Source organism: Flavobacterium notoginsengisoli, from assembly GCF_042686225.1.
Lineage (GTDB): Bacteria > Bacteroidota > Bacteroidia > Flavobacteriales > Flavobacteriaceae > Flavobacterium > Flavobacterium notoginsengisoli.
On sequence record NZ_JBHUOT010000010.1, the window covers coordinates 226548 to 242756 of the forward strand.

Here is a 16209-nt window from a genome sequence, read left to right on the forward strand (position 1 = left end):
AAATCATTAGTTATATAATTTTAATACTAAAAATTTAAAGATATGATACTTAATCGTTATTGGTATCCTGTAGTACCCTGTTTACGAAATGTAGTCTAAACAATGTTTCTAATTACTTCTAAAATATAAAGAACCGCCTTAAAATTGGCGGTTCTATTGTATATAAAAACTTAAAAATTAATATCCCGGATTTTGCATCGCTTGTTTTTCAGCAGAAGTTAAAGGTTTTCCACTTGCATACACACCATCCAGAAAGGTTTGTGGAATCGGACGCAAATTATGATACTCTTGAATATTTGGAGACGCTTCAATATTATAAGCTCTGGCTCTTGCTACTAAAGTTTTAGTCCTGCTAAGGTCCTGCCAACGATGAAATTCACCACAGAGTTCTCTTGTTCGTTCATTTAATATTAGACACAACATTCTATCGTAATCACTACTGTATCCTAATTTGGCAATAACTGCCATATCCTCTGCAGGTAATACGTTTACGCTTGTAATCGTTAAATTTGTTGGAGCAGTTGTAGTCGCAATATTATTAGATTCGTAATACGAATTTTCAGGAGTATACGAAATAGGAATTCCTGCCTGACCCGTTACTGTCCACGCCGCAGAACCGTCAACATAAGCACTGCGATTTTCTCCCGATTTATAAGTCGCTCGGTTTCGTACAGCATTTATATAGACTAAAGCATCAGAAAAACTGGCTCCTCCTCCAGCTTTTGCCAAACGTATTTTTGCTTCGGCAGCCATTAAGTATGTTTCAGCTGAACGTGCCAATATCACGTCACGAGATCCTCTTATACTACTTAAATCGATTCTGTTTCCATCCATGTATTTACTTAGAGAAGGAAAACGAACATCCGACATTAGACCTTTTTTGTCTGCCGCGTATGCCACATATACACTTGGAATTGTTTTTCCGGTTTTTGGATTAACAATCACATCAGTATTTTTTGTGTTCACAAAACGAGTATCAGATGCATTGTTTACGACATACATAATACCTAAATCGCCGTTTGCATAATAATTACCTGATTTGTTATTAATGATGCTTTTGGTCTGAAAACTTTTCCAGAAACGGGAATCGTTTACATGATCAAACACATCATAAACAAAATAAGTAGGCGCCAGACGACTGAAAGGTCTTCCACCGGCCAGATTACGTTTCATTTGAGGGAGCTGGTCGTAAGTAGAAAGAAAATACAAGTGCTGTTGATTTGCAGTAGTGATTAGAGTACTGGCATTAAACTGCGCAGAAAGAATCAACTCTGATAATTGTTCGTTAGCGCCGTCAGCAGTAGTATAATTCCATAAATTTTGATAATTTGCCGCTAATGGATGATGTGAAATAACTTCATCTGATAAAGTAACGACCTGCTGCAAATCGGCAGTTTTTGTTGCAGAGTTCCAGACGTCATTAACTTCACTCGCACGAAACAAATAAGCTTTTGCCAAATAATGCGCCGCTGCATCTTTTGTAATTTTTGCAGGAGCACCAGCATTCGAAAGTAAATTATAAGCTTGCGTAAAATCGGCAATTACCTGAGTTAAAACTTCCTGAGGTGTTGCTCTTGTAAATTCTAACTGAACAGTAGTGCTTGTTTTTAGAACTAAAGGAACCGCTCCATACTGGTTTACTAATTTTAAATAATTAAAAGCTCTTAAAAAATAGCCTTCGCCCAAAGCTGTTTTCTTGACAGCATCATTACTTGACACAATCTCAGTAGCTGCTTCGATTAACTGATTAGCATTTCCAATTCCGATATATAAATTATCCCAATTGGTATTTGCCGCCACTGTATTGGCGTTATTCACTGTTACAAAAGCTTTGAAACCTGAAGAATAGGAATTCCAAATCCAGTTCGAAGGATCTCCTCCGGCATGAAACTCATCTGTACCCGATTGTGATACAGCAAGAGGTACTTCACCCACAAATTCGGTGGCCAAAACCTGATAATTTGTTCCAACAGCTAAAGCCTGGATTCCTGCCTCTGTTTTATAATAATCTTTACTATACGCAGTAGTCAGTTCTTCATCAAGAAAATCTTTATTACATGAAGTGCTAAAAGCCACAACGGTAAGCAGCATCATATTAATATATCTTTTTTTATAATTTTTCATAATGTTGTCTTTTAGAATTATTTTAAAATTCGACATTTAGTCCTAAAGTCATACCGCGGTTTGAAGCAGTTGTTTGCGTATCCAGATCAGTCCATTTCACTTTAGTAAAAATCATCCCCAAATTATTAGCCTGACAGTATAATCTAAGCTTTGCAAGACCTAATTTTTCTACAAATTCCTTATCAAAACGATAACCAAGAGAAATATTTCTTATTTTTAAAAATGAACCATTTCGATATCCTAATACCGGAAAATAAGGATCTCCGGTTCCTGCAGAATAAATTGGTTTCTGGTATTCAGCATTTGTATTATTGTCTGTATAATAATTGATTTGTCTTTGGCTTCCCTTAGCTCCTTCATTCTCTCCTAAAGTATCGTATAAATATCCCATACGACCATATACAAAGATTGAAAAGTCTAAATTTTTATAGGTAAAACTATTGGTCATACCTACGATATACTTTGGATCTTTAGAACCAATAATAACACGGTCATTATTAGCATCTATTTTATAATCTCCATTTTGATCTACAGGTCTTGCATTACCAAAAGAGAAAATATTTGACCCTGCAGCAGCATTAAATTTTGCCATTTCATCAGCATCTTCAGGCCTCCATATTCCATTTGATGCGAAACCATAAATTACATTTTGCGAATTTCCAATAAATAAATTGTTGTTGATATCGTCAAATTTTCCATTTTGAAGTGACACAATTTTGTTCTGCTGATAAGAAGCACTAATATTGGTTGTCCATTCAAAATCCTTAACTGCAACGTTTATAGTATTCAAAGTAAGCTCAAGACCATGTCCTTCCGTTTCTCCAACATTTCGATAAGTATCTTTAACCCCGCCAGTCGTTGGAATACTACTTTTTAGTAACAAATCTGTTGTTTTACTTGTGAAATAATCCAGAGCTCCGGAAATTCTGCTATTAAACATTGAAAAATCTAAACCGTAGTTAAACTGTGCTGTTTTTTCCCAACCTAAATCAACATTTCCTAACGAAGTATTGTTTGTTACACCAGATCCGGTTGGATAAACAATACCAATTAATGGAGGCTGAGTAGCATAAGCAGGAACGGCAGCGTTGCCCGTAACACCATAACCAACTCTAATTTTTAATTGATTAAGCCAGTTTACATTTTCAAGGAATTTTTCTTTATTAATTACCCATGCAGCAGATGCACTAGGAAAAAATGCCCATCTGTTATCTGATGCCAATTGGGAAGCTCCATCATAACGACCTGAAGCTGTAAGCAAATATTTATCTGTATATCCATAACTTACCCTTCCCATATAAGACAATAATCCAGTATCTGTTAATCCGGAAGAATATCCGGCAAGTGTAACATTTGCAGGATTCAAAGCATTCCACTTGTTTGCAGGGTTTTTAATATCATTTGCAGACATCGAACTATTCTCATTATGATATTCTGTCTGGCTCATTAACAAAGTTCCTCCAATATTGTGTTTCCCGAAAGTTTTATTGTAAAGCAGTAAGTTGTCCAGTGTATATGAAATGGTTTTTTCATTTGCAAGAGAAGCAAAACTTGTTCCTGAACGAATAGCCGATTTACCATCCAAATAAACTCCGTCACGATAAGAAGTAAGATCTGGTCCAAAATTGATACGGTATTTTAATCCGTCTAGTTTAGAAGAAATTGCTCCTAAATCAAACTGCGCATATAAACTACCAAAAGCACGAAGTGTTACACGCTGATCCTGAGACAATTTATATTCATCAACAGGAGTTCGAATAGTAGAATCTCCTCCTGGGTTGTCAATTCTGTTTCCGTTACTGTCATAAGGAACCGCATAAGGAAGATTGGTTCGGGCTGTATTATAAATTCCTGTCGAACTTGTAACAGCGGTTCTTCCCACATTAGACTGTCCATATTCATTTATACCGTAACTTGTGTTAAGACTTACTCCCATTGAAAACCATTTTGTTGGCGTAATATCTACATTTGCTGTACCACTATAGCGTACATAGCTTTGTCCAAACAGCGTTCCTGTATTGTTCAGATATCCAAATGAACCGTAACCTTTCATTTTTTCAGTTCCACCACTAACCGCAATGGTATGTTGTTGTGTGTTTCCTGTTCGGGTTACAAATTTACTCCAGTCTGTTGTAGCTACTTTAGAGCCATCCCAGGTTGTAGTAAGATTTCCATTTGCATCCCTCCATCCTTTTTCTACATTTGCCCATGCAGAAGGATCTGCTGAAGCCAGGAAAATCAATCTGTCATTTTCAATGTTTGGAGCATCTCCTTTTGGAAAAGCGGAAGGATTAGAGTAATATCTTCCCCAACGACGAAATTCAATATATTCGGCAGCAGTCATCATTGGAGCGTTTTCATGAATTGTTTCTGTCATCAGTGAAGTATCGTAATTCAACGTAAATTTTCCGTTTTTACCTTTTTTCGTTGTTACAATAATAACTCCGTTTGCTCCTCGGGAACCATAGATTGCAGTAGCAGAGGCGTCTTTTAAAACGTCAATCGTTTCGATATCAGTAGGATTTAAGAAATCTATACCTCCCGAATTGGCATCAACGCTAATTTTTCCTGTTGAGGCATCTGTAACCAATCTTGAATTTAAAGGAATACCATCTACTACGTAAAGAGGTGCATTTGAAGCAGAAATAGAACGAGCTCCACGAATTGTAATACTACCGACAGTTCCCGGACGCTCATTAGAAGAGACATCTACCCCCGCAGCTTTTCCCTGCATAGCCTGAACTGCATTTACAACTGGTCTTGATGCAATCTCTTCAGCATTCACACTTACAATTGATCCTGTGAGATCCTTTTTCTTTTTTACACCGTAACCTACTACGACTACCTCTTCGAGAGAATTGTCATCTTCTTTAAGCACAACATTGTAAACCGCAGCCTGTCCAACAGGAATTTCCTGTTTTTTAAAACCGATAAAACTGTAAGTAAGAACATCTCCTGAAGCGGCATTAATGGTGTAACTTCCATCCAGATCTGTGCTTACGCCATTCTGGCTTCCTTTAATGAGTACATTAACTCCCGGAATCGGTAATCCGGCAGCGTCTTTAACAGTGCCTTTCACTACTTTGCTCTGTGCATAACTGATTGTATGAAATAATACAAGCATACCTGTTAGCAGCAGCACATTCAAATTGTTTTTCATAAAGTTAAATTTGGTTAAATAATTAGTTAACCAAATTTATTCAGAAGTTAATTTCGCTGTGTCCTGTGGTATCCTGACTTACAAGCCTAATTAACAGTGTATTAAATACACTTATTAACTTTTTTTTAACCAATAAAATCTTCAAAAGGCTTGATTTTAAAAGGAAACATTAAAAAATCATTAAAATAAAATAAAACAAACACCATAGGTTAGATTCTTATATTTTTTTATAAAAAATTTTAAAAATAAATAAATTAACAGGTAAAATAATTGATATTTTAATATTCGAAAGCCCATTTCTAAAACTTCAAAAAACAAAGACTAACTTTTCATGACATTATCTGCTTATTAATCACATTTAAATCAAAAAAAAATCGTCTCAGATGAGACGATTTTCTTCTTCAAAAACAAAAAATAAAAAATGCTAATATCCAGGATTCTGCCATGCTGCTTTTTGTGAGCTGGATAAATTAGAGCCATCATCGTTTAACAATCCATCAATAAATGATTGAGGAATTGGACGAAGTTCGTGTTTATTAACAGTAATGTTAGGTGCTGCTTCAGCATTAAATGCTTTCGCACGTTTAATAAGCATTCCAGTACGAGAAAGTGTTTCCCAACGCTGCCATTCTCCTAAAAGCTCACGAGTAGACTCATTAAGAATAAAGTTGATTGCACGTTCTTTATCTGTTGAAGCTCCAACTTTAACCATAACAGCCTCGTCTTCAGCCGGTAAATTATTAGGAAATGAAGTTAATCTTAGATCTGAAGCTGCAGTTGTAACAGCAAGTGTTGGATTAGACAAATAATAGGTATTCATATCTAAATTAGAAGCTGTAAAGTTTGTAGCTGAAGTTCCTGTATTTAAAGGATTTACTTTAAACGCCTGAGAACCATCATTGTAATACGATCTGTTTTCTCCAGCTTTCCATTGCGCTCTGACTCTCACTACATTGATATCCTGCATCGCATTTCCATACTGACCAAGACGAGCATAACATTCCGCACGCACCAAATAAGTTTCTGCAAGACGCGCCATAATTACATCACGATGTGAATCACCTCTTTCAGCAGTACGAGATCCGCATTCTGTTTTATTGATACCAGCAAAGAAGTTACAAATTGGCTGGTTTTTAAATGTAGGGGCTACATAAACTCCATTTTGGTATAATACTGAAGAGTTCGGTACAAATTGTCCTTTTTTAACTGCCAAAGTTCCAGAAGTAGCGGTTTGTCTCGCTCCTGTATTCCATTCCGGAAGACGACCATTAACATCTGTCCAAGTTGGCGCTTGTACACTAGCACCAAATTTAGCACTATTATAAGTATTGTCATTTTTAGTATTCAAGATCATTACAATACCAGGATCTCCGACTTTCACACCTGCACTTGCAGTCACTACAGTATTTGCTCCATAAACAGTTCTAAATGTTTTCCACATACGTGCATCGTTTACGTGATCAAAAATTCCGTATGTATATTCCGTTGGACGACAACGCTGAAAATCCATACTTCCAATCCAAACACCACGTCTAACCCATCCGCCTGAAAAACTTGAAAATTGAGGGGCAAAATAGCTATAGGTACGGTTTCCAAAACGACCAACTGTAGCCGCATCTGCATTATGTCCCGCAGCCATCAAAATTTCATTTAACTGTTCATTCGGGCAGTCAATTCCTGTCCAGTTTGCATATAAATCACTATAATTAGGTGTTAGTGGTCCGCGTGCTGTAATAGCATACGAACAAGCATCAATTGCTTCTTTAAGATCCGTATCTTTATAAGCATTATTCCACGTATCATTACGCTCAGATGAACGGAACAACAAAGCTTTTGCAAGAAAATGTGCCGCAGTGGCTTTTGTCCATGTAATCCCTTTTCCATAAGTAAAAACTTCTCCTTCAAAAAGACTGTAAGCATTACGGAAATCAGAAATTACCTGTTCCCAACATTTCTCCTCTGTAGCGCGTTCGTAGTTACGAACAACTCCTTCAATAGGTTTTGTTTGCAGTACAACACCTCCGTATTGCGCAACAAGTCTATAATAGTTGTATCCTCTTAAAAAATAAGCATGGGCTAAACAACGGTTTCTGATTTTTAAATCTGAAATCACCGTTTCTGCTTTAGCTATGATCGTATTACAAGATGCAATACCATAATACATTTCATCCCAAAGAGCATTTGGATTCGTAGCATTTCCATTCGCCGCTCCCGTTGAAGTTGATGCCCCTACCGGTCCAAAACGGTTATCATAGGTATTCCACATTTCGTTGGTAAGATCATTTGCATTGGTAAACTCATCTGTACCATACAATGTATTTCCATAAGACCATTCAAAACCAAAATGCCAACGAATATTACCATAAAGTGACACCGTTAGAGCCTGAAGCCCTTCAGGTGTATCAAAATAAGCTGTAGAATATGCATTTGTTTGTTCTTCGTCAAGAAAGTCTTCTGAACACGAAGCAAAAAACAGCCCTGTCATTAATAAAAGACCGATTCCTATATTTTTTATATTATTCATTTTTTCACATTTAATATTATACTTCAATTCGCCACAATTCATTAAAAACCAACTTCAACGCCCATAACAAAACTGCGATTGAAATAAGTTCTATTAGTGTCAAAATCATACCAATCTAGTGACTGGTAAATACTTCCCGGATTGACAGCCTGAACATATAATTTCATATTTGCCAACCCAATTTTATTTGCAAAATCTTTAGACAAATTATACCCCAAAGAAATATTACGAATTTTTACAAATGCCGCTTTTTGAAAACCAAGAAGTCCGGAGAAAGCATCTGCTGAACCTGAAGTTGCCTGACCTAAAATTGGTTTTTGAAATTCAGCATTTGGATTATCCGGAGTCCAGTAATCCGTTTCACGTTGATTAGCATGTGCTGTTAAAGCTTCACCTCCTAAAGAAGCAGTATAGCCCATACGTCCATATAGATTTATTCCAAGATCAAACCCTTTATAAGTAAAGTTATTATTCCATCCCATTGTCCAGTTAGGATTACTGTTCCCTACAACTACACGGTCAGTACCATCCATTTTATAATCACCATTCTGATCTTTAGGTCTTACGTTTCCTGGTGTAAATTTGTAACCATTAGCATTCCATTTAGCCATTTCAGCAAGATCTTCAGGAGTATTCTGCCACATTCCCTGATTATCATATCCATAACGAACCGCAATAGACTGACCAATGAACCATGAGTTGCTTACCATGTCTTGTGCACCATTTGCCAAACTAACGATTTGATCTTTTTGCCAAGCACCGTTTAAATTAGTTTCCCATGTAAATCCGCTTGCTGTTTGTACCGGAATAAGATTTAACGTTACCTCAACCCCATGATTTTTGGTTTGGCCAATATTGGAAACAATGTATGGATAACCTGATACTGGCGGAATATCAACTTGTAATAATAAATCTTTAGTATCCGATTTGTAAGCATCAATAGTACCGCTGATTCTGTTTTTTAAGAAACTAAAGTCAAAACCAAGATTGTATTGTGTCGTTTTTTCCCATCCCAGGTTTTTATTTGGCATTCCTGTTTGAGTAGAAGTATAATAAGGTTCGTTTGTAGTAAAACCTATCACATTGCTCATTCCATTAAATGGAAGGAATATTTGACTGATATTTCCTAATGTTCCATAAGGATCAACTGAAGAATTACCAGAAGTACCAACACCTAAGCGAAATTTCAGATTTTCAATCCACGCAACATCTTTTAAGAATTTTTCATTGTTAACGCGCCATGCTAATGCTGCTGAAGGGAAAAAATCCCATTTATGCCCTTCCGATAATTGCGTAACTCCATCCCAACGTCCTGACACGGTTAATAAATAACGATTATCATAACCATAATTAGTACGAACCATATAAGAACTAATACCTCGTTCCGTAAGGCCTGAACTCATACGTGCATTATTGGCTGCATTTGTAGCATCTACCGAGCCCATTGCATTCCATAAAAATGATGGTTTAGGAATATTATTAGCACTCATTGAAGAATTCTCTATATTCCAGGATGATGCTGTTTGTAGTAAAGTTAAACCAACTTTGTGTTTTGCAGCAAATGTACGGTCATAGTTAATAATATTATCTACAGTCCACGAAAGATCGCGACGGTTTTGAAGGCGGGCATAATTAACACCAGCACTACCATTTGAGTTTACTTTTAATGATGATGTTCCATCAATATAAGCACCTTCTCTCCAATGACGATAATCAGGTCCAAAATTCAACTTATAAGTAAGTCCTTCTAATGATTTTGTCATTTTGCCGAAATCTAAACTAGCAGAAAAGTTAGCCAAAATACGCATAGTCTGAGATTGCTGTGTACTTTTATCCCACTCATCCATGATAGTATAAACACCTGATTCACCGCCCGGATTAATAATCAAATTACCGTTTGCAGCGTAAGGAACCGCAATATTGTAAATTTGTTTAGCCGCACCATAAATTGCATCCGGAGATGTACCGCTTCTTGCGCTTAAAGTTGACATACCGTAATCCTGTTCGCTCCATGAAACATTAAAAGAAGCATTCATTTTAAACCAATCTACAGGAGTGATATTCGAAGTAAGTTTTGCAGTATAACGTTTATACCATTGTCCTCTTTGAGTACCCTGATTATCTAAATAACCTACAGAACCGTATGTATTTACTTTTTCAGAACCTCCACTGGCACTAATAACATGCTCTGTACTAACTCCTCCCTGAGTTACATAATCAGTCCAGTCTGTATTGGTTACTTTAGAAGCATCCCATGTACCACTTGCCCATCCTTTTAACACATTATCTCTGGATGTCTGACCATCTAACGCACTGTCAAAAATTAATTTGTCATTATCATAAGTAGGTGTTGCAGGATTAGCATATTTAGTCGGGTCAAGGTTATACGCGGCCCAACGTCTGAAAGTAATAAAATCAGAAGCACTCATTGATGGCGATCTGTCTACAATTTGAGAAGTGGTTACTGTACCCGCATAATTTAAAGTAAATCTGCCGGCTTTACCTTGTTTAGTAGTTACAATAATAACTCCGTTTGCACCACGAGATCCATAAATAGCAGTTGCCGAAGCATCTTTCAGAATATCCATCGATTCGATATCTCTCGGGTTTAAAGTTTCAATTGCAGAGGCAGACATTAACGGCACACCATCCACAACATACAAAGGATCATTACTTGCTGTCAAAGATCGGGTACCACGAATACGTACGGTACCAAGACTACCAGGGCGCTCATTTGTTGTAATATCAACCCCTGCAATTTTCCCCTGTAAAGCTTCAGTCGCATTTGAAACAGGTCGATTCATTAATTGCTCAGCATTAATAGTTGAAACTGATCCCGTTACATCAGATTTTTTCTGAGTTCCATAACCAACAACAACAATCTCATTAAGTTGAGAGATTTCGTCAGCAAGCACTACATTAATTTCTGAATTAGTTCCGACTGTTTTTTCAACTGTTTTTGAACCGGTAGAAGAAAAAACCAAAACTTGTCCCGCAGAAGCACTTATCGAATACTTTCCGTCAAAATCAGTACTAGTTCCCTGCTTTGTTCCCTTAATAATTACGTTGGCTCCCGGAACAGGCAGCCCAGATACATCGGTAATTGTACCTTTAACCGGTTTGTTTTGTGCGTAACCCAAAGTATGTACAAGTACACACATAAGGAAGACCACAAATAGACTCCATTTGTTTTTCATAAAAAGTTAAATTTGGTTAGTTAATCAGTTATTCCAAATTTATCCAGAAGCATTTTGCACCGTATCCTGTTGTATCCTGACTTAGACGCCTAATTTACAGTGTATAAAATACACTTATTAAGTTTTTTTTAACCAATAAAATCCATGTAAGCCTTGATTTCAAAAGGAAAAGAGCAAAAAATCATTACAAAAAAACAAATCAAGATAATAATTAAGATTGTCGTAATTTTTTATATTTTTTTTTACACACTATAAAATTAATAAGTAAAATAAGTGCGATTTCTACATTTAAAAACCTATTCCCATAACATTTAAAATTATTTTTTTAGAAATATTATCCGGTTTTCACCATATCAAAACAAAAAAAATCGTCTCAAATGAGACGATTTTCCTCAAAACAAAAAATAAAATGGAGCAAAATTTATCAATCGTAACCAAGATTCTGATCGTATAATCCAGGAACTGCAAGCATTTCTGACAACGGAATTGGATATAACAATGAATTATTATCAATAGTTCTGATTTTATTCTCAGTATCTTCCGCTGCTCTCCAAGCATTCATAATCGTTACAGCTTTGCCTGATCTTATTAAATCAAACCATCTTGTTCCTTCTGCAAAAAACTCTTTTCTTCTTTCTGCGAACAATTCATCTAATGTAATATTAGAGGCATTTGCGGTAACTCCCGCTCTGGTTCTTACTTTATTTACTATATCATCAACTTCTGCCTGTGAACCTCCACCGCCATGAAGCGTACATTCAGCCATTAACATTAATACATCTGTATAACGTGTAATCATAAAATCGACTCCCCAGTCCTCACGACCGTTTCCGTATCTTGTTGCATCAATATATTTTTTAAAAACCGGAAGTGTATAACTGCCTTTGTATGTTCCGGAAGCCACAGTATAACTTGTTGCAATTCCAAAGGTTTTTCTTTTATCCGTTGCAGCAAACAAGCTCATAAAACCGTTTGAAATAGGTCTGGATTCTAAAGCTCCTTGTGCTGACAAGTTTAAAGAAGCAAAATAAGGCTCATAACCTAATTCCACCATAAAATTACCTCCCACCGGAGTTGAAATATTTTGTGTGTACGGAATTACAAGTACATTTTCTTTGTTAGCATTCCCTTCTGTTTTAAAAATTGGATCGTAGTCTGCTCCGAAAGCATACAAACCACTTAACTTAATGTCATTTAATTCTTTGTATGCCTTATCCCATTCATTTAATCCTAATGTTGAACCATCAATACCGTAAGTTGGACTTGATCGCGTCATGTAAACTAGTCCTAATAATGCCTTTGCGCCATATTTAGTAACACGCCCAAAATTTGCAGTATCATAAGATGGAGGAAGATCAGCAATAGCCAATTCTAAATCGGAAATAATTAGTTTATAAACATCTACCACAGCTGTTCTTGGTATTTTTGTTGCTTCTTGTGCTGTTAATGTTTTGTCTATTAACGGTACGCGGCCAAACCATCTTACTAAATCAAAATAACAAAATGCTCTCAAAAAACGAGCTTCTGCGGCCATTGAAGTTTTATCAGCAGGATTCGTAAAAATCGCATCTCCTTTTTCTGCTATTTTTTCCAATAACTGATTGGCTTTGTAAATTGCATTGTAATTAGTTAAATAAGCTTCTTTCACGTAAGTATTAGAACTGATAGAAGTATAAAAACTGTTGATTCCTTCCCAATCTCTTGATGCCTGTGTTGTAGCCATCAAATTATCTGATCTGGTTTCGCTTAAATTCATTAATCGGTTTGCGTAACCATAAACAGATGTTCCATGAAAAGCTATCGAATACGTTGCGTTTCTAGCTTGTACAAAATCGCCCGGAGTCGCATAAAAGTTTTCGATTGTTCCCTGTGACAAAGGCAATTGTGTCAATTCATCTGTACAAGATGACTGTGCAAATAACAAAACACCTGCTGCTATGATGATATATTTTTTCATTTTCTTTTAATTAAAATTAATATTAAGCCCAATTACTAAAGATTTTGCCAAAGGTGCTCCACCATAATCAACAGGAACAGAGAAATCACTATTTGAACTTGCAGAAGTATTTACTGCTTCCGGGTTAAAACCTACTCTGTATTTATTCCAGTAAAACCAGTTTTCTCCTGTTACATATAATCTGGCATTATCAATTCTTGAAATTCCTTTAAGCGCTTGTCTTAAGTTATAACCAATCGAAATACTTCTAATACTCACATAATCCGACTTATACAACCAGTCTGAGTTAGCCTGATAACCAAAAGATGTTCTCCAGTTTCCTCTAACAGCTGGATCAACGTTTAATGAGTTTTCTACGGACCCCATTCCGGTACGGTCAATAGCACGTCCTGTTAAGCCGTAAACTGTTCCTCCGTTTTGCCCTTGAACCAAAACATTTAAATCTAAATCCTTGTATTTAAAAGTATTGGTAATTCCCCACGTGTATTTTGGAGTTGGATTTCCTAAATCAACACGGTCTTCTGAATTGATTTTTTTGTCTCCGTTTTGATCCACATATCTTGGATCTCCCAGTACTAATTTATTTCCTCCGATTGTAGTTCCACCTGCATCAATATCTGCCTGAGTTATTACTCCATTCTGTTTCAATCCAAAAATTGTATACATTGGCTTTCCAACTTCTAACTTTACAAATGGAACACCTCCATCATATGCATTGCTGATTTCAATTTTAGACTGACCAGTACCTAATGCCAAAACTTTGTTTTCATTATGACTTATGTTTGCAGAAGTTCTCCATTCAAAACTTGGTGTCTTAACATTTAAAGAGTTCAACTCAAATTCCCACCCCTGATTCTGCACCTCTCCAATATTAGTTAAATAGGTTTGAAAACCAGAATCTCCCGGAACTGGAACTCTTAAAAGCAATTCGCTATTATTTTTCCTGTATAACTCAAATGTTCCGGTAAGTCTGTTTTTAATAAATCCGAAATCCAAACCAAAATCAATACTTTTTGATTCTTCCCAATGCAATGAAGGGTTTGGTATAGAAGCTGCTCCCTGACCAATTGCAACTGCACCTCCAATTGTGTAGTTGTAAGTACCTAGAGTTGCATATTGCGCATAACTTCCAATATTATTACTTCCATTTATACCAGTACTTGCTCTTAGTTTAAATTCGGTCAACCAGTCAACATTCTCAAGAAAAGCTTCTTGTTTAACTCTCCATCCTAATGAAAGAGAAGAAAAAGTTCCCCATCTTCTATCTGTACCAAATTTTGAAGATCCATCACGTCTGATACTAGCTGCAAAAATGTATTTTTCTTTGAAATTATACTGAAGACGTGAAAAATAAGAAAGTAATGTGTTTTTCTCAGCAGTAGTAGAACCAATAGATCCCGCAGGAAGTGTTTCTATACTTGAACTGTTATAAAGCGCTCCTGATGACATTGTAGATTTTGTAATTTCATACGAATTGAAAGACTCTCCTAAAAGCACATTAAAACTGTGTTTTCCAAAAGTTCTATCATAAGTAAGCGTATTTTCATTTACGATATTTTGTCTTCTGTATGTATTATATGCTCCTCTGATACTTGCAATAACATCATTTGGCGTGTAACTTTCATTTACATTGTCTGAGTTATCAAAATTAATAGTGCTTTTTAAAGTAAAACTTTTAGCAAACTGATAACTGGCATATCCTGAAATTAGATTTCTGTACATAGAATTTCTCCCTGTTCTCGCTAAAGCGTTCAGCATATTTGTTGTACTAGACCCCCATGGATAACGAGTTGTATATTTTTCTCCTTTGGCGTTTGAAGCACTTTCAAAAACTGGAGTTGCAGTAAGAGCTTTAAACAAAGTATTATCTTTTCCTTCAACTCCGGGATCATTTTTAATTGAATATGAAGGCGCCAAATTGATTCCCATTTTAAAGTTTTCGGACAATTTAACATCTACATTTGCTCTTGCAGAAAAAAGAGAATAATCAGTTCCAATGATGTATCCCGTATTTTTTTGATAATTGGCAGAAACATAATAATTTACAGCATCTGTAGCTCCAGAAGCCGTTAATTGGTAATTACTGAATTCTCCCGTACGGAAAACTTTATCCTGCCAGTCAATATAATCCAATCCCGGATGCCCCGGCATGTCCCATCTGTCATCATATAAATAAGTAAAATATCTTGAATTGGATGTTGTAAGCGGAGTTGCAGGATTTACCGCATTGTAAGCTGCTATTCTTTGTGCTGTAGTCTGACTTGCAGATGCTCCGGCAATTCCAGAACCAACCCATTGCGAATCGATCATCGTTTTTGCACGCTTAATCCATCCTTCTGCAGAGAGCATATCCACTCTGTTAGCTTCTTTATTAACTCCTCCGTATGTATTGAAAGTAAATTTTGGCTTTCCCCTTTTACCTTTCTTTGTAGTAATAATCACTACTCCATTTGAAGCTCTAGAACCATAAATTGCTGCTGCAGAAGCATCTTTTAAAACTTCAATCGAAGCCACATCATTTGGATTCATATTGTCAAGGGGACTTCCGTTAGAAAAGCCTCCGTTACTGTTTGACCCTTCAGTGTAAATTGGGAATCCATCAATAACATACAAAGGCTCGTTTCCTGCTGTAATAGAACCAGCCCCTCTGATTTCTATACTAAAAGGCTGTCCTGGGAGACCAGTCGTTTGCTTTACACGAACCCCCGCTACCTGACCAATTAATCCTTGGTCAATTCGTGAGATTGGACGTTCTGTAAAAGTTTCTGTTTTAATTCCTGAAATTGCTCCAGAGGTTAGTTTCTTCTTTTGAGTCCCATAACCAATTACTACAACTTCATTTAGGTTCGCACTCTCAGCTTCAAGCGATACATTGTAACTCGCGTTGGCTCCAAGTTTTACTTCCTGTTTAACAAATCCCACAAACGAAAAAATCAATGTTTCTCCGGGTGCTGCCGAAATAGAGTATTTACCGTCAAAATCTGTACTGGCCGACCTGCTGGTCCCCTTTACAATTACATTAACACCCGGTATTGATAATTTGGCTGGGTCTGTAACGGTTCCTGTAACCGTTTTTTCTTGCGCATAGCCTGATGAGTTGGCAAGCAAAAATAAGATCATAATCAGCAAAAGATTAAGATTGTTCTTCATAAAGGTTTAATTTGGTTAATTAATAGTTAGCTAGTAATCCAAATGTATTTAGAAGCAACATCCGTGGTATCCTGTAGTATCCTGTTATAAATCAATA

The 16209-nt window shown here is 36.4% G+C and carries 6 protein-coding genes; all 6 read right to left on the reverse strand.

Translation table 11 applies throughout. The features are described from left to right. Window positions 1-177 precede the first annotated feature (177 nt). Window positions 178-2124 carry a RagB/SusD family nutrient uptake outer membrane protein gene (locus ACFS3A_RS20815; protein ID WP_379827488.1) on the reverse strand — a complete coding sequence of 649 codons (1947 nt, stop codon included), beginning with the start codon at window positions 2122-2124 and terminating at the stop codon, window positions 178-180. A gap of 22 nt (window positions 2125-2146) precedes the next feature. Then, window positions 2147-5284 (reverse strand): SusC/RagA family TonB-linked outer membrane protein, encoded by a 3138-nt coding sequence (locus ACFS3A_RS20820; RefSeq protein WP_379827489.1) that lies wholly within the window; start codon window positions 5282-5284, stop codon window positions 2147-2149. Window positions 5285-5708: 424 nt separating this feature from the next. After that, complete coding sequence (locus tag ACFS3A_RS20825; protein WP_379827490.1) at window positions 5709-7808, reverse strand: RagB/SusD family nutrient uptake outer membrane protein; 2100 nt, start codon at window positions 7806-7808, stop codon at window positions 5709-5711. Between the two features lie 41 nt (window positions 7809-7849). Continuing rightward, a complete protein-coding gene (locus ACFS3A_RS20830) occupies window positions 7850-11005 on the reverse strand; it encodes a SusC/RagA family TonB-linked outer membrane protein (protein ID WP_379827491.1) in 3156 nt (1051 codons plus the stop codon). A 424-nt stretch (window positions 11006-11429) separates the two neighbouring features. Beyond that, the gene (locus ACFS3A_RS20835; RefSeq protein ID WP_379827492.1) at window positions 11430-12962 is read right to left on the reverse strand and encodes a RagB/SusD family nutrient uptake outer membrane protein; all 1533 of its coding nucleotides are present in this window, start codon (window positions 12960-12962) and stop codon (window positions 11430-11432) included. A 6-nt stretch (window positions 12963-12968) separates the two neighbouring features. Next, window positions 12969-16112: a SusC/RagA family TonB-linked outer membrane protein gene (locus ACFS3A_RS20840; protein WP_379827493.1), complete on the reverse strand. Its 3144-nt coding sequence runs from the start codon at window positions 16110-16112 to the stop codon at window positions 12969-12971. Window positions 16113-16209 lie beyond the last annotated feature (97 nt).